General features: G+C 49.6%; 19 protein-coding genes. 2 read left to right on the top strand and 17 right to left on the bottom strand.

The annotated features are described in order from the left end of the window. From mltB to Q4488_RS07710, 7 genes are all read right to left on the bottom strand, one after another. Entirely contained in the window at nt 1-1,008 is a 1,008-nt protein-coding gene (mltB, locus tag Q4488_RS07740; protein WP_303579901.1) for a lytic murein transglycosylase B, read from the bottom strand. Between the two features lie 149 nt (nt 1,009-1,157). Beyond that, the gene (gene rodA, locus Q4488_RS07735; RefSeq protein ID WP_303579928.1) at nt 1,158-2,273 is read right to left on the bottom strand and encodes a rod shape-determining protein RodA; all 1,116 of its coding nucleotides are present in this window, start codon (nt 2,271-2,273) and stop codon (nt 1,158-1,160) included. 13 nt (nt 2,274-2,286) lie between these two features. Continuing rightward, nucleotides 2,287-4,221 (bottom strand): penicillin-binding protein 2, encoded by a 1,935-nt coding sequence (gene mrdA, locus Q4488_RS07730; protein ID WP_303579900.1) that lies wholly within the window; start codon nt 4,219-4,221, stop codon nt 2,287-2,289. Nucleotides 4,222-4,279: 58 nt separating this feature from the next. Then, nucleotides 4,280-4,747, bottom strand: a complete 468-nt coding sequence (gene rlmH / locus Q4488_RS07725; RefSeq protein ID WP_303579899.1) for a 23S rRNA (pseudouridine(1915)-N(3))-methyltransferase RlmH — start codon at nt 4,745-4,747, stop codon at nt 4,280-4,282. A gap of 94 nt (nt 4,748-4,841) precedes the next feature. Next, a complete protein-coding gene (gene rsfS, locus Q4488_RS07720) occupies nt 4,842-5,192 on the bottom strand; it encodes a ribosome silencing factor (protein ID WP_303579898.1) in 351 nt (116 codons plus the stop codon). A gap of 6 nt (nt 5,193-5,198) precedes the next feature. Next, nucleotides 5,199-5,864, bottom strand: coding sequence for a nicotinate-nucleotide adenylyltransferase (nadD, locus tag Q4488_RS07715; protein ID WP_303579897.1), 666 nt, complete (start codon nt 5,862-5,864; stop codon nt 5,199-5,201). A 3-nt stretch (nt 5,865-5,867) separates the two neighbouring features. Next, on the bottom strand, nt 5,868-7,124 hold the full coding sequence (locus Q4488_RS07710; RefSeq protein ID WP_303579896.1) for a glutamate-5-semialdehyde dehydrogenase: 1,257 nt from the start codon (nt 7,122-7,124) through the stop codon (nt 5,868-5,870). Between the two features lie 155 nt (nt 7,125-7,279). Here Q4488_RS07710 and Q4488_RS07705 point away from each other — a divergent pair, with 155 nt between their 5' ends. Next, a complete protein-coding gene (locus tag Q4488_RS07705; protein WP_303579895.1) occupies nt 7,280-8,725 on the top strand; it encodes a hypothetical protein in 1,446 nt (481 codons plus the stop codon). A gap of 133 nt (nt 8,726-8,858) precedes the next feature. Beyond that, nucleotides 8,859-9,647 (top strand): sulfite exporter TauE/SafE family protein, encoded by a 789-nt coding sequence (locus Q4488_RS07700; RefSeq protein ID WP_303579894.1) that lies wholly within the window; start codon nt 8,859-8,861, stop codon nt 9,645-9,647. A gap of 574 nt (nt 9,648-10,221) precedes the next feature. Here Q4488_RS07700 and rpsA read toward each other — a convergent pair. The 10 genes from rpsA to Q4488_RS07650 form a co-directional block, all read right to left on the bottom strand. After that, nucleotides 10,222-11,901 carry a 30S ribosomal protein S1 gene (rpsA, locus tag Q4488_RS07695; RefSeq protein ID WP_303579893.1) on the bottom strand — a complete coding sequence of 560 codons (1,680 nt, stop codon included), beginning with the start codon at nt 11,899-11,901 and terminating at the stop codon, nt 10,222-10,224. A 310-nt stretch (nt 11,902-12,211) separates the two neighbouring features. After that, the gene (gene parC, locus Q4488_RS07690; RefSeq protein WP_303579892.1) at nt 12,212-14,485 is read right to left on the bottom strand and encodes a DNA topoisomerase IV subunit A; all 2,274 of its coding nucleotides are present in this window, start codon (nt 14,483-14,485) and stop codon (nt 12,212-12,214) included. 81 nt (nt 14,486-14,566) lie between these two features. Next, nucleotides 14,567-16,459, bottom strand: coding sequence for a DNA topoisomerase IV subunit B (gene parE, locus Q4488_RS07685; RefSeq protein WP_303579891.1), 1,893 nt, complete (start codon nt 16,457-16,459; stop codon nt 14,567-14,569). Between the two features lie 8 nt (nt 16,460-16,467). Continuing rightward, a complete protein-coding gene (locus Q4488_RS07680) occupies nt 16,468-17,097 on the bottom strand; it encodes a YqiA/YcfP family alpha/beta fold hydrolase (RefSeq protein WP_303579890.1) in 630 nt (209 codons plus the stop codon). 88 nt (nt 17,098-17,185) lie between these two features. Beyond that, nucleotides 17,186-17,950: a metallophosphoesterase gene (locus Q4488_RS07675; protein ID WP_303579889.1), complete on the bottom strand. Its 765-nt coding sequence runs from the start codon at nt 17,948-17,950 to the stop codon at nt 17,186-17,188. Continuing rightward, nucleotides 17,947-18,387 (bottom strand): DUF1249 domain-containing protein, encoded by a 441-nt coding sequence (locus Q4488_RS07670; protein WP_303579888.1) that lies wholly within the window; start codon nt 18,385-18,387, stop codon nt 17,947-17,949. Before Q4488_RS07670 ends, Q4488_RS07675 begins: the two co-directional genes overlap by 4 nt. A gap of 86 nt (nt 18,388-18,473) precedes the next feature. Further along, complete coding sequence (locus Q4488_RS07665; RefSeq protein ID WP_303579887.1) at nt 18,474-19,100, bottom strand: NUDIX domain-containing protein; 627 nt, start codon at nt 19,098-19,100, stop codon at nt 18,474-18,476. Between the two features lie 419 nt (nt 19,101-19,519). Beyond that, nucleotides 19,520-21,286 (bottom strand): bifunctional diguanylate cyclase/phosphodiesterase, encoded by a 1,767-nt coding sequence (locus Q4488_RS07660; protein WP_303579886.1) that lies wholly within the window; start codon nt 21,284-21,286, stop codon nt 19,520-19,522. 145 nt (nt 21,287-21,431) lie between these two features. Then, nucleotides 21,432-22,280 carry a deoxyribonuclease IV gene (gene nfo / locus Q4488_RS07655; protein ID WP_303579885.1) on the bottom strand — a complete coding sequence of 283 codons (849 nt, stop codon included), beginning with the start codon at nt 22,278-22,280 and terminating at the stop codon, nt 21,432-21,434. Nucleotides 22,281-22,388: 108 nt separating this feature from the next. After that, nucleotides 22,389-22,574 (bottom strand): hypothetical protein, encoded by a 186-nt coding sequence (locus Q4488_RS07650; RefSeq protein ID WP_303579884.1) that lies wholly within the window; start codon nt 22,572-22,574, stop codon nt 22,389-22,391. Nucleotides 22,575-22,586: the final 12 nt, after the last annotated feature.

Here is a 22,586-nt window from a genome sequence, read left to right as displayed (position 1 = left end):
TTAACCTTCTGCGACTCTATGTTGTTCGGCCACCGCCTGCCCTAATTCATAAACGGCCATGGCATATAAACGACTATGATTGTAGCGGGTAATCACATAAAAGTTATGCAAACCAAACCAATAGTGAAATTCGCCGTCCTTTTCGAGGCGTATCAGCGTCGCTTTATCATCAAGGCTTAGATCCTTACGCGTACGTACCCCCCGAGTTGACCATTCGCCCAAGGTCACTTTAGGTTTCAGGCTTCCGTTGATCCACGCCTCATCGGCTAATTGCTGCATCACCACATTCGAACGAACCGGTTCATCTTTTTTCCAGCCATGCGCACTAAAATAATGGGCCACACTGCCAATCGCATCAACCGGATTATTCCATATATCTTTCTTGCCATCGCCATCAAAGTCAACCGCAAAGCTTCTGAAGCTACTCGGGATAAACTGACCATAGCCCATCGCGCCGGCATACGAGCCTTTCAAACTAAAAGGATCCGCTTGTTCTTCACGCACTAACTGAAAATACGCTTTCAACTGTCCCTGAAAAAACTTGCCGCGCGGGGGGTAATCAAAACCGAGTGTGGCTAAAGCATCGATGACTCGATAGCTGCCCATATTGCGGCCATAACGCGTTTCAACGCCGATAATGGCAACAATAATATGCGCGGGTACGCCATATTCTTGCTCTGCTCGCTGCAGCGTATCGCTATATTGATGCCAAAATTCGACGCCCTGTTGAATCCGCTTATCACGTAAAAAGATATTACGGTACTCGCCCCAGTTAAGACGCTTTTCTGCTGGACGGGAGATTGCCTTAAGGATACTGTCTTGACGCTCAGCCGACTGGAGAACGGTTCTAATCTCATCTTCATCGAAGCCTTGACTTGCCATCTCTGAAATGAATGATTGCGCAGCAGGATGATCACCATAGCCATGCGCTGCCACCTGAGCGCTCGATACCAAGCCGATACACAGCACCACACCCGCTAACCAATCTGAAAATTTAGTTCTAAACATTTAACCTCACCCTAACTGACCACGACAATGCCGCTGGCATCTGTTAACCATTACCGCACGCTAAAAAACATTTTCAACAGTATCCTGACTTTATCACAGAGTCACAATAACAAAATCGCTGAGTGAGGATGTTTATTCATTCTCACAGATTAATGACTAATCATCTGTCGATGCGCCTGTACCGACATTAACAGACCGAAGCCCGCCATCAACGTCACAATAGATGTACCACCGTAGCTCACTAGCGGCAGCGGCACACCCACCACCGGTAAAATACCACTCACCATGCCAATATTAACGAACACATAGACAAAAAAGGTGAGCGTTACACTGCCAGCCACCAAACGCCCGAAACTATCCTGAGCCTTAACCGCAATCACCAGTCCACGACTAATAATTAACAGATAGATCAGTAACAGCATCAAGATACCGATCATCCCGAACTCTTCACCTAACACCGCGATAATGAAATCCGTATGGCTTTCGGGCAGAAAGTCGAGCTGTGATTGCGTCCCCAGCATCCAACCCTTGCCTTCAATACCGCCTGAACCAATCGCCGCCTTCGACTGAATAATATTCCAACCGGCCCCCAGTGGATCACTCTCAGGATCAAGAAACGTCAGTACACGCTGCTTCTGATAATCTTTCATCACCATCCACAGCCCCGGCAGCCCTGCCGACGCCGCCAACAACGCGCCGAATATATAGCGCCAATAGATACCCGATAGCAACAACACAAAAACACCGGACGCCGCAATCAGCAATGATGTCCCCAGATCCGGTTGCTTCATGATCATCACCACCGGTACAAAAATCAGTACCAAGGAGATAGCGATATGACGAAAACTCGGAGGTAACGGTCGATTCGCCAGATAACAAGCCACCATCAATGGCAGCACCAGCTTAACGATCTCGGCAGGCTGAAAGCGAAAGCCGGGCAATGCTATCCAGCGCTGCGCGCCTTTCGCACCAACCCCCACCAGTAACACCGCTAATAACAGCCCAATACACAGCACATACATGGCCGGTGCCCAGCGAGCGAAGAATGACGGCCTTAACTGTGCTAGCAAAGCCATTACCACCAGCCCAGCGCCCATACGGATCGCTTGACGAATCACATACCCCATATCGCCACCAGAGGCACTATAAAGCACGAGCAAGCCATAACTACAGAGCATCAAAATCAATAACAGTAGTAAGCCATCCATTCGCGTATGCGCCCAAAAGCCCTTACGCCTTGCCAAGTGCGGTTGTGCATCCGGCATGGTACGTTGAAAATCAGCCACCCGTTATCGCTCCTGTCGCGGCTTCTGCTTCAGCATCTTGCTGTTTCAGAGCCATAAACGCATCAATCACATCGCGTGCAATAGGCGCGGCAGTACTCGAACCCCCACCACCATTTTCAACAATCACAGATACCGCAATCTCCGGCTTATCCGCCGGCGCGAACGCCAGAAATAATGCATGATCTCGATGACGCTCGGCCAGACTTTCGGCATCATAAACCTCATCCTGTTTAATCCCGACGACCTGAGCCGTACCGGTTTTGCCGGCTATTTGGAAATCCAGCCCACGCCCTACCTTGCGCGCCGTCCCTCTAGGCCCATGCACAACGGCGACCATCGCATCGATGATGCGTTGCCAATATTGATCATTCTTCAGCTTAATATTCGGCAATACTGCGCTCGTCCCTTCCAATCCACTGATATCCACGACGCTACCTTCAACAATGGTGTGATCGCGATTGATATTATGTGTCATCACGCCTTTAAGCATGCGAGGCTGCTTCCAAACGCCTCGATTTGCCATCACCGCCGATGCGGTGGCTAGCTGTAACGGTGTGGTCAACATCCAGCCCTGACCGATACTCAAGTTCAACGAATCACCCGCAAACCAAGACCCCCGCCCTGTGCGTTTCTTCCAGTCACGCGAGGGTAAAATACCGGGCAGCGCTTCCGGTAAATCGAGGCTGGTGACCTGTCCAAAACCAAAGCGCCCAAGGTAATCCGACATAATATCCACACCGGTACGATTCGCGACATCATAAAACCAGACATCGCAAGACTGATAGATCGCCATCTCCAATCCTACCGTCCCGTGGCCGCCATGCTTCCAGTCTCGATAGCGACGGCCACCATTGGTTAGCGTATAAAAACCGGGATCAAAAACCGTATGTGCTGGGCTGACCGCGCCGCTATCGATCACAGACATCGCTACCATGGGCTTAATCGTTGAGCCCGGCGGATATTGCCCGCGTAATGCGCGGTTAAATAGGGGCAGATCTGGAGATTCCCGCAATGCTTTATAGGCTTTAGTGCTAATACCCGTAACAAACAGGTTGGGGTCGTACCCAGGATTACTCACCAGCGCTAAAATGCCACCGGTTTTCGGATCGATCGCCACAATCGCCGCTCGCCGTCCCTCCACCAGCTTTTCCGCCGCCTGTTGCAGGCGAATATCGAGGTGCAGCACAATATCTTTACCCGGCACCGGATCGACCTGCTCAAGCACTCGCATCACTCGTCCTCGCGCATTCGTCTCGACTTTATGATAGCCCACTTCACCGTGAAGCAGCGGTTCATAAAATCGCTCGATACCCAATTTACCGATATAGTGCGTGCCACTGTATTTTTTGCTATCGACTCGTTTGAGTTCCTTCTCGTTGATACGGCCCACATAACCCAATGCATGCACGAGACTCGCCCCAAAGGGGTAATATCGAATCAGATCCGCTTCAACCTGAACCCCCGGCAAACGCTGATAATTAACCGCAATACGCGCAATTTCATCATCGGTTAAACGAAAGCGTAATGGCACGGTTTCATAAGGTCGACGTCGCTGCTTTAAGCGCTTACGAAAAGACTCCAGCTCGCGCTCGGTAATCGGAATCAACGCTTGTAGGTCGGCCAAGGTGGCATCAAGATCGTCTACTTTCTCTTTTAACAGCGTGACACTGTAACTCGGGCGATTATCAGCCAACAACGTACCGTTGCGGTCATAGATCAAACCCCGTGTTGGTGCGACGGGTTGCAACTGAATGCGATTATCATCCGAGACCGCCGCCAGTTGATCGTGTTGTACAACCTGTAAAAAGTAGAGTCGAGCGATCAGTACACCGAGCAACAGTAGCACAATGACAAACGCAACCACCGAGCGAGCCAAGAACACTCGCCCCTCTTTGGTATGATCTTTTAAGCTATCAAAAGCAGACATGGAAGCAACTCGTCACAGATTGATCTTCACCGCGTGATTCACAGATAGGTATCACCCTTTATTTGTGATATGGATGGCCCTGCAGAATACTCCAAGCCCGATAGAGCTGTTCAGAAAGGAGAATACGCACCAACGGATGAGGCAATGTCAGCCCCGATAGCGACCATTTTTGATTCGCAACGGCAACACACTCGGGGGCTAATCCCTCGGGCCCACCCACCAACAAACTGACATTACGGCCGGACATTTGCCACTGTTCGGCTTGCTCAGCCAACTGTTCGGTACTCCAGTTACGTCCGCCCACCTCAAGGGCAACCACCTGATCACCTTTAGGTATCGCCGCCAACATCAGTTCTCCCTCCTGACGTTTAGCCCGCGCTAAATCGGCACCTTTACCTCGATGTCCTAAGGGTATTTCTATCAATTCAAGGGAAAACTCATGGGGTAAACGCTTTTGATATTCATTAAACCCTTCGGTGACCCAGCTAGGCATCTTGGTGCCTACGGCGATAAGGCGTATTTTCATACTCAGACCTGTGTCCTGTCTCGGATAGGGTATAACGGTTCGACTAAGTACTCTGTCTGACAACACAGTACTTAGCTAGAGCTAACAAGGCGGTTTACTGACTTACTTCCGCTTCAGTAACGCTATCAAAACCCCATAACTTTTCTAGGTCGTAGAAACTACGGGCATCCGGCATCATGACGTGTACCACTAGGTTACCCAAGTCAACTAACACCCACTCACCGGTATCCGCACCTTCAATTCCCAACGGCATCGCACCTTGGCGTTTCATCTCTTCCTGCACATGCTGTCCTATAGACATCACATGTCGCTTAGAGGTTCCGCTGGCAATCACCATCCGGTCAGTCACTGTCGATTTATTAGTGACATCAATCTCGACAATATCTCGTGCTTTCATATCATCCAGGGCTTCACGTACAGCGATGATCATCTGATCCATTTCCATTAGTAATTATTTACCTTCAGTTTTTTGCTCACTATAGAGCTGATTGTGTTGTATATAATCCCACACCGCATCCGGTATGAGATATCGAGGCGAACGCCCTGCATTGATTAACGCCCGAATCTGCGTGGCAGAGATACCTAGCGGTGTCAGCTCACGAAAAATCACGCAGCCCGCCGGAGACTGTAGCAGTCGATCCATCTCCTCAGTGGCATGCTGTGCACTTAGCTGCGCCATCTGTTCGCAAGGTTCATAGGTCCACCCGGGACGCTTCACCACGACGATATGACAAAGTGTCAGCAGCTCTTGCCAGCGATCCCAATGAGGCAAAGAAAGATAGGCATCCATCCCCAGTAGCATGCAAATAGGCGCCGTTTCGCCGAGCTCTCGGCGCAAAGACTCCAGCGTTAGCACCGTATAAGACGCGTCTGTCGAGATCACTTCACGATCATCGGCGAGCAACGCTGGCTCGTTAGCGACTGCTAAACGCACCATATCTAGGCGTTGCTGACCACTTCGCAAGGGTTGCTGTCGATGCACCGGCGCTTTGGAAGGCATCAACGTAACCTGTTCGACACCCAACCACTGCTGTATTTCTAATGCGGTACGCAGGTGACCATTATGGATCGGATCGAACGTCCCACCCATAAACACCTTAACGGATTGAGGCATCATGTATTACTGACGGACATGACCATCACCAAGCACCACATATTTCTGTGAGGTTAAACCTTCTAAACCCACTGGGCCTCGCGCATGTATTTTATCCGTTGAGATACCGATTTCGGCCCCCAAACCATACTCAAAACCATCGGCAAAGCGCGTTGAAGCATTCACCATCACCGAACTGGAATCGACTTCACGCAAGAAACGCCGAGCAAGGCTGTAATTTTCGGTGATAATCGAATCCGTATGATGCGAACCATAACGATTGATATGTTCAATCGCCTCATCCATATCACTCACCAATTTAATCGATAAGATGGGGCCGAGGTATTCAGTTTCCCAATCGGCCTCGGTAGCGGCCTGAATGCTGGGTAACCATTCGCGAGTTTTTTCACAGCCCCGTAGTTCAACCCCAAGCGCCTGAAACTGCTCGGCTAATTCCTCGAGGATATCGCCGGCTCGCGCTTCATGAACGAGTAACGTTTCCATGGTATTACAGGTGCCGTAACGATGGGTTTTGGCGTTGATGGCGACATTAATCGCTTTGGACTTATCCGCATCATCATCAATATATACATGACAAACGCCATCCAGATGCTTAATCACCATCACCTTAGCATCACGGCTAACGCGTTCGATCAAGCCTTTACCGCCCCGCGGCACGATGACATCAACATACTCAGGCATAGTGATAAGCTCACCCACCGCTTCGCGATCGGTTGTTTTCACGACCTGTACCGTATTAGCGGGCAATCCGGCGACCTTCAGCCCCGCTTGAATACATTCAGCCACCGCCGTATTACTGTGAATCGCTTCAGAGCCGCCTCGTAAAATCGTCGCATTACCCGATTTAAGGCACAAACTGGCCGCTTCAACCGTTACATTAGGGCGAGATTCATAAATAATCCCGACCACGCCGAGAGGCACGCGCATTTTACCCACCTGAATACCGCTCGGTAGGTAGTTCATATCGGTAATCGCACCAATCGGGTCTGGCAGCGCAGCCACCTGACGTAAACCTTCGATCATGGTGTCCATCTGAGACTGTTTCAGCTCCAAGCGATCGAGCATCGCATCATCTAGGCCGTTAACACGCCCCTGAGCTAAGTCTTTAGCGTTTGCCGCCACCAACTGTTCACGAGCGGCGTCTATCGCATCCGCCATCGCCAACAAAGCGCGGTTCTTAATGCTGGTATCCGCTTTCGCGATCGCCCGTGAAGCGATGCGCGCCTGCTGCCCAAGCTCTGCCATGTACTCTTTAACGTTCATAACTTTCCTACTCCGTCGAGACCGGCCATTATAACCTGCCCAACCGCGGGGGTCATCGACAGAGAAAGCAAAACAGAAAAAAACCCGTTTTTGCCGACTAACTTAACTGCTATCATCTGCTGGTTCTCGTGCCCCGGAATAATAACCATCGAAATATGGATAAATTGCAACGCTTTGCCGTCATGCCACATCAGCGCACACAGCTGATGCTTGCGCTCGCCTGCCTTTTATTCTCCGGCTTACTGCTATCGGCTATCTATCTTTCAATCGTAGCCGGCAAAATAGCGCAGCAACAAACTCAGCAACAAGGCACACTGCTAGGCCAACAGACCGTTACCATGATCAAACCCGCGCTATTGGCGGGCGATGCCGTCAGCCTCAATGTCATCCTTAATCAACAGGTACAACAGCCCAGTATCGATGCCATTATTCTCTCCGACCCCAAAAATCGACTCTTAGGACGGGCTGGCGATAGCAAACATGACAACTTAATACACCATGAAGTGCTTATTCGGCAACAGGACGAGACGCTCGCGATTCTGTCACTGCATCTCAATCCAACCGCTAACAAGAGCAATCTCAACGCCATACTCATACAAGCCGCTATTCTGGCGCTGATCACCGTCATTCTAGCCCTACTCGGCTGCTGGTTTTTGCTTTACCGACCCAACACACTCGAGAGACGCGCTACTGCTCGCCCTTCATCGCCCGAAGAGCAGACGCCCGTCGTCATCAGCGCGCCCGATAATAACGACGATTCAGACAGCAACAGCCGTAATAACGAGCAATTGGTCGATCTCTTAAGGCCCGCCAATGACGCGCCTCACATGCCTGATTTTGCCCCCTTCTCTGATCACAAAGACAACACCGATACAAAGACAGAGGCAACAACGACACCCATCGAATTCACCCTGACCGAAGAAGTTGATTTAACTCAGCCACACAACAAACCGCTGAATCCTTTATTCAAAGACAGTAAAGATGAAGTTCAACTAGACCTATACGCCTTCGAACAGGAGTTAGAACTGATCGTTTCAGCAGACACCGCAGGCTACCTACTCTACCTCGATCTAGCATCAGGTCACTCGGACAATCTGCGCGACGAAGAACGGCATGAATTACAGGAATACTATTATCAGATGCTCGATAGAGTCATCACTATCTATAACGGTGAAGCAACCCGCATCGATAACGGCGACCTACAGCTCGCATTTTTAAAGCCCCACAAAGATGACTCTCACGGGATCAACGCAATTTGCGCTAGCCAACTATTTAATCGGCTCTACAAACTTTTCAATCAACAGCGCATCCGCAGCTTCAAACCCGTATTAAACCTGCATATGGCACTCGTCCGAGGGCATTATCAAAAGCTAACCCGTATGCAAGAAGAAGCCCGCTACCTGACGCACAGCACCGACAGCAATGATCTCATTACGCACACCAATCTCAGCGAAGCACCCGACCTCAAAGTCAGCCTCCTCGCCGGGGCTAATATTATGCGCGCCGAGGAAGACAAGGTGCTCATCAAGTCGGTCAATGAAAACTATCAAAAACTCCTCGATAAACAAGCGCAACACCTGCTGAACAAGCTATCGCCATAGCAATTGCATCAACTAGCGCTTAAACGGTACAGTTTAAGCTGCGCTTAGCGTTATCGTATATCTATATTGCCTTGCGCGACTCGCCTATACTCATCCACTTCATCAATACCCCGCGCTAACACGAGAGAACACCATGTTGACCGATCTGATCATTCTATTTATCGCAGGCTTCCTCGGCGGAGTATTAAATTCGATTGCCGGCGGCGGCAGCTTTATCACCTTTCCTGCACTACTCTTTGTCGGCGTGCCACCGATCAGTGCCAACGCCACCAACACATTCGCCTCATGCTCTGGCTATATGAGTGGCACCTGGGCCTTTCGAAAAGATTTAGCCGAGATTAAAGCGCAACTACCTCGCTTTGTTCTACTCAGCCTATGCGGCGGCATTAGTGGCGCTTGGCTGTTATTACAAACACCGGAAGCCTCATTCGAAATGGCCGTGCCTTGGCTACTACTGTTTGCCACGTTACTGTTTATCTTTGGTGGTCAGCTCAATCGCAACCTCAAAAAACTCAGCACTAAACATCGTCATGCATCCTCAGCCGGAGCCGTACTGCTGATGATGCTACTGTTCGGCGTCTGCTTATATGGCGGCTTTTTTAATGCCGGCTTAGGTATTATCTCACTGAGCTACCTCGCTCTCGCTGGGCACACCGATATCAACCGCATGAATGGATTAAAGCTCCTCATCTCAACCTTCGTCTCACTGATTGCTATCGCCCTGTTCGCCTATGATGGCGTCATCGCCTGGTATGAAGGTTCTATTGTGCTCGCGGGTACCGTACTCGGAGGCTATATGGCCGCCCATCTATCCCGCAAGCTACCCCAACAACAGGTGCGTAACTTCGTGATCATCGCCAGCACGGGCATCACCCTATACTTTTTCTATGATGTTTACCTCAGTCAATCACTGCCTCACTAAACACTCAACGACAGCAGCGATAAAGCCCACAAAGAACAGACGGCGAGGCGTTGACAACACCCTGCGTATCGCTTCCCGCCTGTTGCGTCCACTCCTCCTCTAACAACCCACTTGAGCTCCACCAACGAAGCGATAAGCTTCTAGCGCGCAGCGATAGCCTTAGCCTGCGACGCTTACTGTGGAGCGATCAAGATAGCCATGAACAACCAACCTTAACATCGATATTAATGATCGCCTGACACCTCAGTAACGCCACTGTTTTATGCATCAGACAGCCCCTCTCGCCTGCACCGACATAGGCCGGCGACCCAACCCCAAAACGAAAAGATTAGCAATCGATGCCGTTACAGGATGTTTTGATCGATAAGAAATAGAGAAGGAATAGGCGTCGTCACTCACTGACTGCAACCCATCGATAGGGAAAAAAGAAACGTTATTCAGATTGAGATAACGCCAAGCGCAGCATCAAGCCACCGTCGAGACCCATTAGCCATCACGCCTCTGCACGCGAAAATCCAAAAAAATTGCAAAAAAAGGAGCGCCTCAGCGCTCCTTTTTTATCAGCTTAGAAGTCTTACTTCTTAGCAGCCATCTGCGCCTTGATCAGGTCACCGATAGTGGTAGGTCCAGCAGTCTCAACGGGGGCATCAGCAACCGCCTTGATTGCTGCTTTTTCGTCTGCCTGATCTTTCGCCTTGATAGACAAAGAGATAGAACGGTTACGACGATCCAGATTAACAATCTTCGCTTCAACTTCTTCGCCTACTTTAAGGACGGTAGAAGCATCTTCGATACGATCGATGCTGATATCAGACACTTTCAGGTAACCTTCGATGCCTTCAGCCAGCTCGATAGTAGCGCCTTTAGCATCTACAGACTTAACAGTACCTTTAACGATAGTGTTTTTGTCGTTAGCAGCCGCGTATTCAGAGAAAGGATCGCTTTCCAGTTGCTTGATACCCAGAGAAATACGTTCTTTCTCAGCGTCAATCGACAGGATAACCGCTTCAACTTCTTCGCCTTTCTTGTATTCGCGCAGTGCAGTTTCACTGTCAGCATCCCAAGAGATATCAGACATGTGAACCAGACCGTCAAGATCATTTTCCAGACCAACGAAGATACCGAAGTCTGTAATTGTCTTGATAGTACCAGTCACTTTATCGCCAGCAGCGAACTGCTCAGCAAAAGTAGACCATGGGTTAGCGATACACTGTTTCATACCCAGAGAGATACGACGACGCTTCTCATCAACATCCAGAACCATTACTTCAACTTCGTCATTCACTTGAACAACTTTAGAAGGGTGGATGTTTTTGTTAGTCCAAGACATTTCAGACACGTGGATCAAACCTTCAACGCCATCTTCGATAGACGCGAAGCAACCGTAGTCAGTCAGGTTAGTTACACGTGCAGGCACTTTAGTGCCAGCAGGGAAACGCGCCAGGATAGAAGACCAAGGATCTTCGTTCAGCTGTTTCAGACCCAGAGACAGACGGTTAGTTTCTTTATCAAACTTGATGATTTGAACAGTAATCTCATCACCTGGAGTCAGCATATCGCTAGGGTGAGAAATACGTTTCCAAGCCATGTCAGTGATGTGCAGCAGGCCGTCAACACCGCCCAAGTCTACGAAGGCACCGTAGTTGGTCAGGTTCTTAACGTAGCCCTTAACTTGCTGACCTTCTTCCAGAGTCGCCAGCAACTCATCACGTTGAGCGCTGTTAGCTTCTTGAAGAACGGCACGACGAGATACAACGATGTTGTCGCGCTTCTGATCCAGCTTGATCAGTTTAAATTCCAGCTCTTGACCCATCAGGTGGTCAACGTTTTTAACTGGACGAACATCTACCAGAGAACCTGGCAGGAAGCCGTTGATCTTGTTAACGGTAACGGTGAAGCCACCTTTAACAGTACCACTGATGAAACCTTTAACCGTTTCTTCAGCTTCGAATGCAGTTTCCAGAACGCCCCAAGACTCAGCGCGTTTAGCTTTTTCACGAGACAGACGTGTTTCACCGGAACCATCTTCAACACTTTCCAGTGTTACCTTAACCATGTCACCCACTTGAACTTCAAGTTCTTGGGCATCATTCAGGAACTGGCTACGAGCAATAACAGCTTCAGATTTCAGGCCAGCATTTACGGTAACCCAGTCACTATCGATGTCGATAACTTCACCCATAACGAGGGTGCCTGGCACCATAGCAACGAGTTCAAGGGATTCTTCAAATAAGTCAGCAAAGCTTTCGGTCATGCTTTTTCCTATACAGCAAATCCATCAAAACGTCGGATTCGCAGGGGGTCATACCTGTATTGTCAGCTGATACAGGGCAGTTTAATTATCTTGTGAGGCCGTACAGACTGACTAAAAAACAACCAAACAAGAGAGGTAGGGGCAGCATTTTACAGATAAGTTGGTCAAGAAGAAAGTCAATTAAGGCTTAATGGCGTATTTTTACCCTGTAGCTCTCAACCCTGAGTGCTCTGTCGATAAAAAAAGAGTGATCGATGAACACTCTTTTTCGCCTTAGTCAGCACTGAATTAAGCTCGGAGTTAAGCTCGGCTATTCCGTTGTCGGCGTCGATTTTTTGGCAATCACTTCGAGTGAATCCACGCGCTGATAGCCGCGTGGTAGTTTATTCCCCCGACGACCACGTTCACCACGATAATGCTCTAGATCAGCCGGCTTCATCTTCAGATGCTGACGGCCGGAATTAACCTGCAGCGTGTCTTCTGCGGTCAAGGTTACCATGGCGATCAGTAACTCCTCCCCAGCAATGGCTCTGGCAGATGGAATATTGATAATTTTATTCCCCTTACCGCGGCTAAGCTCAGGCAAATCTTTCACCGGAAACACCAACATCCGCCCCTCATTGGTGATGGCCACTAACAGGTCGCTATCTTTATTAGATAACGCCATCGGCGGCATTCCTTTCGCGCCTTTCGGCAATGTCAGCGTTGCTTTACCGGTGCGTGTTTTACTGGTCATATCGGCTATTTTTGTGACGAAACCATAGCCCGCATCCGATGCCAACAGCACCGCATCATCATCCTTACCGGCAATGGCGCCATCAATCGTCGCGCCTTTCGGCAACGTTAACTTACCGGTGACCGGCTCGCCCTGCCCACGTGCCGATGGCAGCGTATGCGCTTCCAACGAGTAGGCTCGTCCGGTGCTATCGAGTAGGATAATCGGCTGATTCATTCGCCCCAAACAGGCCAATTTAAAGCCGTCACCAGATTTATAATTCAACCCTTGCGGATCGATATCATGCCCCTTTGCTGAACGAATCCAACCCTGTTTGGAGATCACCGCCGTAATCGGGTCCGCCGATAACAACGCCTTTTCATCCATCACCTTGGCTTCTTCACGGGCCACGATCGGTGAACGACGCTCATCACCATACTCTTTCGCATCGGCTTTCAATTCATCACGAATCAGCTTACGCATCAGTTTTTCAGACCCGAGAATCTCTTCTAGGTAATCACGTTCGACGCTGAGCTCATCGATCTCGCCGCGAATCTTTATCTCTTCCAGCTTGGCCAACTGACGCAATCGAATCTCAAGAATCGCCTCAGCCTGAATCACCGTGATACCAAAACGCTCGACCATCACGAGCTTAGGCTTCTCTTCGGTGCGAATAATCTCAATCACTTCATCGATATTAAGGTACGCGACCATCAAGCCTTCGAGAATATGTAACCGCGCCAGCACCTTGTCTAGCCGAAATTGCAGCCGACGACGCACGGTCTCGGTGCGATATTCTAGCCATTCACACAGGATCTCCTTCAGGTTTTTCACCTTCGGACGACCATCAATACCGATCATGTTCATATTGACTCGGTAGGTCCGCTCGAGATCGGTACTGGCGAACAGATGAGCCATCAACTGTTCGACATCGATACGATTAGAGCGTGGCACAATCACCAAGCGAGTCGGATTTTCATGATCCGATTCATCGCGCAAATCAGACACCATCGGTAGTTTCTTCTGCTGCATCTGCTGCGCGATCTGCTCCAGCACTTTCGCCCCAGATACCTGATAAGGCAGCGCGGTAATGACAATATCACCCTGCTCACGGCTATAGACGGCGCGGGCTCTTAGGCTCCCCTTGCCGGTCTCATACATTTTTTGCAGCTCTTTACGCGGAGTGATTAACTCCGCATCGGTCGGCATATCGGGGCCAGGAACAATCTCACATAGCTCCTCAATACTAAGACTCGGCTTAGACAGCAACTTAATACAGGCTTGTGTGACTTCGCGTAGATTATGAGGCGGAATATCCGTCGCCATACCCACCGCAATCCCCGTCGTGCCGTTGAGCAAAATATTCGGTAAGCGCGCCGGTAACGTTAATGGCTCCTCAATGGTGCCATCAAAGTTAGGCCCCCATTCAACCGTTCCCTGTGCCACTTCTTTCAGCAACACCTCAGCATATTTTGCCAATTTAGATTCGGTATAACGCATCGCGGCAAAAGACTTAGGATCATCCGGCGAGCCCCAGTTACCTTGACCATCGATCAGTGGATAACGATAGGAAAACGGCTGCGCCATCAACACCATCGCTTCATAGCAAGCACTATCTCCGTGCGGATGGAATTTACCCAGTACATCACCCACGGTACGGGCAGACTTTTTATACTTGGCGGTCGATTTCAATCCCAGTTCGGACATCGCATAGACAATGCGGCGCTGCACCGGCTTCAGGCCGTCACCGATATTCGGTAGCGCTCGGTCAAGAATGACATACATGGAATAATCCAGATACGCCTTCTCGGTATACTCTTTCAGTGATAGGCGCTCAATGCCTTCATCAATATGTACTGTTCCGCTCATCTTTTATCCCGGCGCTCATCAAACTCAATTCTTGCTTCAGCGTACTCATCAATATAATCGCGAGGCGTGCAGCCTATTAGATTATACGTCGGCCAAATTACCCTTACTCTCCAACCACTGCTTGCGGTCTGGGGAGCGTTTTTTTGCCAGCAGCATGTCCATCACTTCCTGAGTGCCATCACCCGGTTCGATGGTCAACTGCACCAAACGACGGGTATCTCGGGACATGGTGGTTTCACGGAGTTGCAGCGGATTCATCTCACCCAACCCCTTGAAGCGCTGCACGCCGATCTTGGCGTTTTTGCGCTCACCTTTAATACGCTCAACAATGCTGTCTTTTTCATTATCATCCAACGCATAGAAGACATCTTTAGCGACATCAATACGGTATAGCGGCGGCATCGCCACATAGACATGACCCGCAGCCACGAGCGGCTTAAAGTGACGCACAAACAGAGCACATAACAACGTGGCAATGTGCAAACCATCGGAGTCCGCATCGGCAAGAATACAGATCTTGCCATATCGTAAGCCATCAAAATTATCCGAGCCCGGCTCAACCCCAACCGCAATGGAGATATGATTCACTTCCTGAGAGGCCAACACATCATGATGATCGACTTCCCAGGTATTGAGGATTTTACCCCGCAACGGCATCACCGCCTGATATTCGCGATCCCGCGCTTGTTTGGCAGAGCCTCCCGCCGAATCCCCTTCCACGAGAAACAGCTCACCCTGCATCGCATCATTACCGGTACAGTCGGCGAGTTTGCCCGGTAACGCCGGCCCCGATGTCACCTTTTTCCGAACCACTTTTTTATTCGAACGGAGGCGTTTCTGAGCATTGCTGATCACCAGTTCAGCAATTTTCTCACCCTCTTCAACATGGCGGTTAAGCCACAGACTAAAAGCATCTTTCACGGCCCCAGACACCACCCCCGCGATTTCTCGCGATGAGAGTCGTTCTTTGGTCTGACCGGAAAATTGAGGATCCTGCATTTTCACCGAGAGGATGTAACAACAACGTTCCCAAATATCTTCGGCGGAAATCTTAACGCCGCGGGGCAGCAGATTACGAAATTCACAGAATTCCCGCATCGCCTCTAGCAGCCCGGTACGTAAACCGTTTACATGAGTGCCGCCCTGCGCCGTCGGAATTAGGTTAACGTAACTCTCACCGGTTAGCTCACCGCCTTCTGGCAGCCATTGCAAGGCGACATCCAAACCATCGCGTTCGCCCTGAAACGACACCGTAAACGGATCTTCCGGCAGGGTTTCAAATACCTGAGTGGCACCTTGCAGATAATCCACCAGCCCATCTTCGTAATACCACTCAGACTTCTCTTTGGTGCTGCCGGACGCATCGGTGAAGGTCACGCGTAAGCCAGAACAGAGCACCGCTTTAGCGCGCAACATATGCCGCAGTTTGGTCAGATGATATTTCGGCGTATCAAAGTATTGAGGATCGGCTAAGAAACGCACTTCGGTACCGGTATTACGCTGACCACAACGATCAATAATCTCTAAATCAGAGACTTTTTCGCCATCGGCATAGGTCATACGATAGACATTGCCATCTCGACGAATGGTGACTTCCAATAGTTTCGATAGCGCGTTCACCACCGATACCCCTACGCCATGCAAACCGCCGGAGTAGTTGTAGTTTTCATTGGAAAATTTCCCCCCCGCATGCAAGCGAGTCAGGATCAGTTCAACCCCACTGACACCCTCTTCTGGATGAATATCCACCGGCATACCCCGGCCATTATCTTTGACACTCATCGCGCCATCTTTATGCAACGTCACATCTAACTGAGTCGCATGACCCGCCAGCGCTTCATCGACGCTGTTATCGATAACTTCTTGCGCTAGATGATTGGGCCGGTCGGTCTCGGTATACATGCCAGGACGACGACGCACCGGGTCAAGCCCGCTCAGTACCTCAATTGCATCGGAGTTATACGTTTTACTCATCGGAAGTTTCAGTCCTTATCCGCCGGGCTTGTCAGTTCAGTGACAGCAGGCAACTCAATCCGGCCTTCGGCAAACGCCAAAATCGTCGGAATAACAGATTCAAATTGATCAAAACCATGGTTTCCACCCTGCTGTATGAGCATCGGCGAATCCTTAAATTTTTCTACTGCCTCACGATAATCCAGTGTCTCATCGCCGGTTTGGGTTAACAGTAGATAACGAGAGGGGTCTTGCAGGTGACGACAGTTAAGCGCCAGCAACTGCTGAAGATGTTCAGCCGTCAACTCATATTGTTCATCACTATAATAGTTACCCTGCTCCCCCAACATGGCGGCAAGTAACTCAAACGGGCGGACGGCGGGATTAATCAACACCGCTGGCAGTCCATATTTTTCACTCAGCCAAGTGCTGTAATAGCCACCTAAGGAACTTCCCACCAGCACGATGTGACGCTCTCGATGAGTCTCGATAAGTTGCTCAAGTAAGACCATGGCCGTCGCAGGCCAGTGAGGTAACGCCGGCACCAATACTTGATCACCACGCCCGACAGTGGTCATCCAATCGACAAAAAAGCGGGCCTTATAAGAGTCCGGCGAACTATTAAAGCCGTGAATATAAATAAACAGTGGCTGAGCCATCAATAACCTTTATTCTTTGCGAGGATCGTTATCTGTATATATATACATGTTTTCGGTAAATTACCGGAGAGCGTCAAGTGATGCAACCTTAACACGCGACTCTTTTGATCACGCTCCTGATTTGACCATCCGGATAGAGCTGTAACACCCGATATGCCGGTAAGGCTAACGCCGACGCATCTTCGAGCGTCATCTGCTGACATCCCGCCTTAAATTGCACCGAGGTGGCCGGTGTCATGAAGACGTTAATACCTTGATGCTGCTGCTCAACGGCCTGATGCACATGACCATTGAGCACCCCTTTCACTTGTGGATATTGAGCCAGTAACTGCCAAAATGCCGCCGCATTACCCAGCATGATACGATCTTGCCATGCACTGCCCACCGGCAGAGGATTATGATGCAGCACGATCAGGCAGTGATAATCCCGATACGTTTGCAGTTGCTGTGCCAGAAAATTCAGCTCCTGCGATGCCAAATAGCCCCCACCCATACCATCCGGTTGCGAGGTGCTATCGAGCAGTAGGATAACCCAATGCTGATCGACAATAGTACGCTGATTCAGCGGCCCACCTAACGCTAGCATCAGATCAGCAGCATCATGGTTACCGGGAAGCCAATAACTTTGCAGCGGTAACGCCGTTAAACGGTCGCGCAAACGGTTATAGCCTGACGCGGCACCATGATGCACCAAGTCTCCCGTCCAAAGCACAAGATCGGCAGCGGGCGTTTGACAACGCAGATCTTCGATCACGGCATTCAGATGCTGTTCAACATCTCGGCCGCGGTAATCATCAGCAGGATTATTTTGCAGATGACAATCAGTAATCTGCGCAACTATCAGCGGTCTCATGTAAAGCTATACACCGATTCTGTCGCCTGACCATGTGACAGACAGTGACTAAGCCATTCGCCTAAGTACTGATTCAATTGCGCTTTCTCATCTTTTTGATGCATCTGATCATTAGGATAATGATATACACCACGGAACTGATGACGACTTTTACGGCAGATCACCTCTGCCGCGCGAGCATCATGATACAGCCTAACAATCAGACTCGGGGCTTCTAGCCAATGTTGATCAAAACTTTGAGACACGCGTACCGTGGTGGTATAGGTGAAACGTTCTTCAACCTGAAGACGGACGATGCTCTGCTGTTGATGATAGTGAATCTCGAAGCCACGTTCATCGCGCTGCTCGATATCCGGCATCAATCGCATCAAGCGCAGATAATTAGCTTCACAATCAGCCATCTGCTTAACCAAATCAGGAACATAACGTTTTTTCATTGTATCTACAGCTCTACATCGATAGCGTTAACAGGTAAGTTTGATCATCAAGTGTCGCGATCACACTCAACGCGGATATTGGCGGCTTAGTTCTGCTCGTCCCAGCGTTGCAGTAAGGTTTGTCGATTTAATTGTAACCACTGCACCGCAATGATAGTGGCCGCATTATCAATCACACCGTTGGCCACCAACTCACATACCTCAGCAAAGGGTAGCACATGTACCAAAATATCCTCGCCTTCTGCAGCTAGGCCATGCACACCACCGACAACGGTGCTATCCACTCGCGCACAGAGGAGATCGACATATTCATCACTACCGCCGGCACTCGGCAGATAACGCGTGATCGGAACGATCGCATCAATCTGTGCTCCCGCTTCCTCGACCGATTCTCGCAGAGCAACGTCGTGCGGCGTTTCGCCAGGCTCAACAATGCCCGCTACTAATTCGAGTAACCAAGGATTTTCCGATTTACCTAGCGCGCCCACTCGAAACTGTTCAACCAGCACCAACGCGTCTTTAGCGGGATCAAACAACAAGACACACACCGCATCGCCTCGCTGACACTGCTCACGCACAACCTCAATCTCTCCCCCATTGAACAGCGCATGACGGATCGTTAAGCGGCGAATTTTAAAAAAACCATCACACGTCCGTTGCTGCGCAATTATTGCCGCATCCCCTGCGGTAAAGGTAGGTTGCCAGTGAGCCATAACGCTATTCCGAATTGAGTCTAGGATTAAAGTCTACAATGAAAGAGTTGAGGTATTCATGGGTGATTTTCATGCACGGCACATAGCCCAACCAATCGTGCGTCAATATAGCACGACTGATGGGTCTCTCAGACTGGAATCTATAATTATAAAGAATATGCTTATGCTTATGCTTATGCTATTAAAAGATATAGATCGCGCTAACCCAAAGCTAACCTGAGCATTAACCTAAGCACTAACCTAAGCACTAGCCTGAGCCTCAATCAGAGACACACAGCGCTGAACCAGCCGCCATGCACAACATGATAGCAAAGGTAAGGATGCTACACGCGAGCGATGGCGTGAGCATCATGTACGCTCAGATAAAGCCGAGGCCGTTTAAGCGTTCCGATTAACATCCGCCAACACAGGCACGATGCTTAACTAACACGCATATCGCGGCGAGTTGAGACAAACAGATGACTCCCCTCCCTTTGCTTCGCTTGTTTCTTTGCCTCGGCAGCCAACTCGGCGACTTCATGATAACTCGCGCACCGATAGGGGTCTGGATGCACAACACCACAAGAGAGACTTAGCATCGAATAAAACACCGCTTCGCCGTTACGACTCATCGCCCAAGTACCGCCCTGCTGAAGATCTGCTGGACTATAAAACTCACGCACAGCCTGATCAAACTGAGTCAAAATAAGCTCACAACGGGACTGCCAATCATCAGTACGAAACACGACGACAAAATCATCGCCACCGATATGGCCGGTAAAGCTGTCACCGTGAGCATGCTGAGTCAAAAGTTCACCCAACAACTGAATCAAACGATCGCCCTTCACATAGCCATAACTATCATTAAAGGGTTTAAAGAAATTGATATCGAAGTAAGCCACGCGGAAATTTTCAGTCTGCTTCAGCAGGCCATCGATCTCCCGATTGATGGGTACATTGCCCGGCAGTAGCGTTAAGGGATTAGCGTAACGAGCATTACGAATTTTAAGCTCGGTAATGCTCTTGAGTAGATCTCGAACATTGCCGATGCCTTGGTAATGCCCCTCTTTAGTGATCACTAACCCCTGATGCAAATACACTGCATCCTGCTCGGTAATCAGTCGCGATACTTGCTCTAAACTGGTATCCGCTTCAATCATGATCGCCTTCGTATCCAGAATACAGGTCACCGGACGATGCTCATATAAGGCACGACCATACTGTGTTGAAAACAGCTCCAGCAGATCTGAACGGTGAATCGTACCAATCGGTCGTCCTTCTTCGAGCACGGCGAGAATATCGTACAGCGAATTCTCACTGAACAGCTTAGCCGTCGGCCCCATTTGATCATCAAAGTTAAGCGCTGGCGCAGGATGTATCAATACCGCGGCGGTCTCGGCCATATCCTTTTCACTACCGGCGCGACGCTTGCGTGGTAACCATTCCTCACTGTCACATCTCATTTCTGGCTGTAACGTGGGGCGGCCTAAATAAAAGCCCTGACCAATAGTCGCACCAAGCTCTTTCAGCGTAATCAGTTCTGAGCGAGTCTCCACCCCCTCAACAATCACTTTAGAACCGACACCGTTAGCGATACTAAAGATAGATTTCACAAACTGACGCTTAATCGGTTCACGATCGACATTATGGATAAAATGACGATCAATTTTGACATAATCTGGCTGTAACTCTGACCACAATTTCAATCCTGAATAGCCTGTCCCTAGATCATCAACCGCCACTTTAAAGCCCATCTGCTTATAGTGATTAATCGCCTCAAAGGTCAAACCGTAATTATCGAACGGATGCTTTTCAGAGATTTCGATAACAATTGAATCGAGAGGAATATCCAGCGTTTTAAGCCATTCAGCAGTCAAGCCTTTGCGGTGCTCGGGGGTACCGAGTAGAGACGCACTGACATTTAAAAACAATTTACCCGCCAATGAGAGGCGCGCATAAGCTTCCAAGGAAAGGCGACGACAGAGCAACTCCAAACGATGTTCCAAGCCACATTCCATGGCGGTGTTAAACAGCGCCAGCGGAGAGTAAAGCTCACTTTCTTGTGGTCCTCGAATCAGCGCTTCATGGCCCAAAATTTCACCCCGTCGAAGATCGACAATGGGCTGAAAATGCGGATAAAGCTGCTCTGTTTCAATCAGTTGATGAAGTAGTGCATAACGATCGGGGATAGTTTGTGGCATGGTCATGTTAAGTCTGCTGACGATTACTGCTAATTAACCCAGTTTATTACTCGCAGATGACAGATAAATGACAGCCAACATCAACATAACCATTCGAGTGATCGAGTCTCTTAACATTACATAGCACCACGCTACGAACAGTAGAGCGCCTCTACTCCCCTCGCGCAAAACCGCGTAGCATCTGAATCTCTTCACTCCAGATAGTGTCATCGATGGTTTCCAGTATCAAAGGAATCCCTTTAAAGCGTTCATCGGTCATAATAAAACGAAACACTTCTAAGCCGATCTCTCCCATACCTAAGCTATGATGACGATCTTTATGACTATCGAAACTCGCTTTTGAGTCATTCAAATGCATACCCTTGAGGTACTCAAAACCAACTAGACGCTCGAACGCCGCAAAGGTGTTGTGACAGTCGTCTTGATCGCGCAAGTCATAACCCGATGCAAAGGTATGACAGGTATCAAGGCAAACGCCCACCCGACTTTTATCTTCAACCCGATCGATAATATGCGCAAGTTGTTCAAAACGGCAACCAAGATTACTGCCCTGACCTGCGGTATTTTCAATCACCGCGGTGATCCCCTCGGTTTGATCCAATGCCAGATTAATCGACTCGGCAATGGTATTCAGACAGGTTTCTTCACCTACTTTACGCAGATGACTACCGGGATGAAAATTTAAATAGCACAACCCCAGCTGCTCACAGCGCTGTAATTCATCGATAAACGCGGCCCGAGACTTGGCCAACGGCTCCGCCTCAGGATGCCCCAAATTAATCAGATAACTATCATGCGGTAAAATCTGTTCCGGCTTAAAGCCCAATCGCTCGCAGTTATTCCGAAACTGAGTAATGCTGCCTCGGGTTAATGGCTTAGCTTCCCAGCGACGCTGATTTTTAGTGAATAACGCGAACGCATTCGCGCCCAGTTTAGCGGCGTTTAACGGGGCATTTTCCACCCCACCACTGGCGCTGACGTGCGCTCCAACATAGTACATATGTGAATACCTTAACGAGTCCGAGAAACGGCTGAAGTAGAGACACTGAAGAAGAGGTTAAGCGGCGCGCAATCGGACGTTTGGATTGCGCGTCAAACGAGGCGCTGCTTACAACTTACAGCCACCACCGAGACAATCATCAAAATCCATACTTTCAAGCTCGGCACGTTCCGCCTGTGCCGTTTTAATACGTTTGAACATGAGTGCTTCAGCAGAAGCATCATCGCTAATACCCGCTTGCTCAAATACCGCCACCAACGTGTTCAATTCGTCTAAGGTAAAATCATTCATCATTTAGCTCTCATT

Source organism: Amphritea sp. 1_MG-2023, from assembly GCF_030547545.1.
GTDB lineage: Bacteria > Pseudomonadota > Gammaproteobacteria > Pseudomonadales > Balneatricaceae > Amphritea.
The sequence above is the reverse complement of the archived record's forward strand: the minus strand, read 5'-3'. Positions and strand labels throughout refer to the sequence as shown.

Bases quoted from the DNA above. Each gene is read 5' to 3' on its own strand.
- Q4488_RS07675 (WP_303579889.1), bottom strand. From the start codon at position 17,950: ATGAGACCGCTGATAGTTGCGCAGATTACTGATTGTCATCTGCAAAAT.
- Q4488_RS07660 (WP_303579886.1), bottom strand. From the start codon at position 21,286: ATGACCATGCCACAAACTATCCCCGATCGTTATGCACTACTTCATCAA.
- parE (WP_303579891.1), bottom strand. From the start codon at position 16,459: ATGAGTAAAACGTATAACTCCGATGCAATTGAGGTACTGAGCGGGCTT.
- rlmH (WP_303579899.1), bottom strand. From the start codon at position 4,747: ATGAAAATACGCCTTATCGCCGTAGGCACCAAGATGCCTAGCTGGGTC.
- Q4488_RS07700 (WP_303579894.1), top strand. From the start codon at position 8,859: ATGTTGACCGATCTGATCATTCTATTTATCGCAGGCTTCCTCGGCGGA.
- parC (WP_303579892.1), bottom strand. From the start codon at position 14,485: ATGAGCGGAACAGTACATATTGATGAAGGCATTGAGCGCCTATCACTG.
- Q4488_RS07710 (WP_303579896.1), bottom strand. From the start codon at position 7,124: ATGAACGTTAAAGAGTACATGGCAGAGCTTGGGCAGCAGGCGCGCATC.
- Q4488_RS07670 (WP_303579888.1), bottom strand. From the start codon at position 18,387: ATGAAAAAACGTTATGTTCCTGATTTGGTTAAGCAGATGGCTGATTGT.
- nfo (WP_303579885.1), bottom strand. From the start codon at position 22,280: ATGTACTATGTTGGAGCGCACGTCAGCGCCAGTGGTGGGGTGGAAAAT.
- Q4488_RS07680 (WP_303579890.1), bottom strand. From the start codon at position 17,097: ATGGCTCAGCCACTGTTTATTTATATTCACGGCTTTAATAGTTCGCCG.
- Q4488_RS07650 (WP_303579884.1), bottom strand. From the start codon at position 22,574: ATGATGAATGATTTTACCTTAGACGAATTGAACACGTTGGTGGCGGTA.
- nadD (WP_303579897.1), bottom strand. From the start codon at position 5,864: ATGATGCCTCAATCCGTTAAGGTGTTTATGGGTGGGACGTTCGATCCG.
- Q4488_RS07665 (WP_303579887.1), bottom strand. From the start codon at position 19,100: ATGGCTCACTGGCAACCTACCTTTACCGCAGGGGATGCGGCAATAATT.
- Q4488_RS07705 (WP_303579895.1), top strand. From the start codon at position 7,280: ATGGATAAATTGCAACGCTTTGCCGTCATGCCACATCAGCGCACACAG.
- mltB (WP_303579901.1), bottom strand. From the start codon at position 1,008: ATGTTTAGAACTAAATTTTCAGATTGGTTAGCGGGTGTGGTGCTGTGT.
- rsfS (WP_303579898.1), bottom strand. From the start codon at position 5,192: ATGGAAATGGATCAGATGATCATCGCTGTACGTGAAGCCCTGGATGAT.
- rpsA (WP_303579893.1), bottom strand. From the start codon at position 11,901: ATGACCGAAAGCTTTGCTGACTTATTTGAAGAATCCCTTGAACTCGTT.
- mrdA (WP_303579900.1), bottom strand. From the start codon at position 4,221: ATGTCTGCTTTTGATAGCTTAAAAGATCATACCAAAGAGGGGCGAGTG.
- rodA (WP_303579928.1), bottom strand. From the start codon at position 2,273: ATGCCGGATGCACAACCGCACTTGGCAAGGCGTAAGGGCTTTTGGGCG.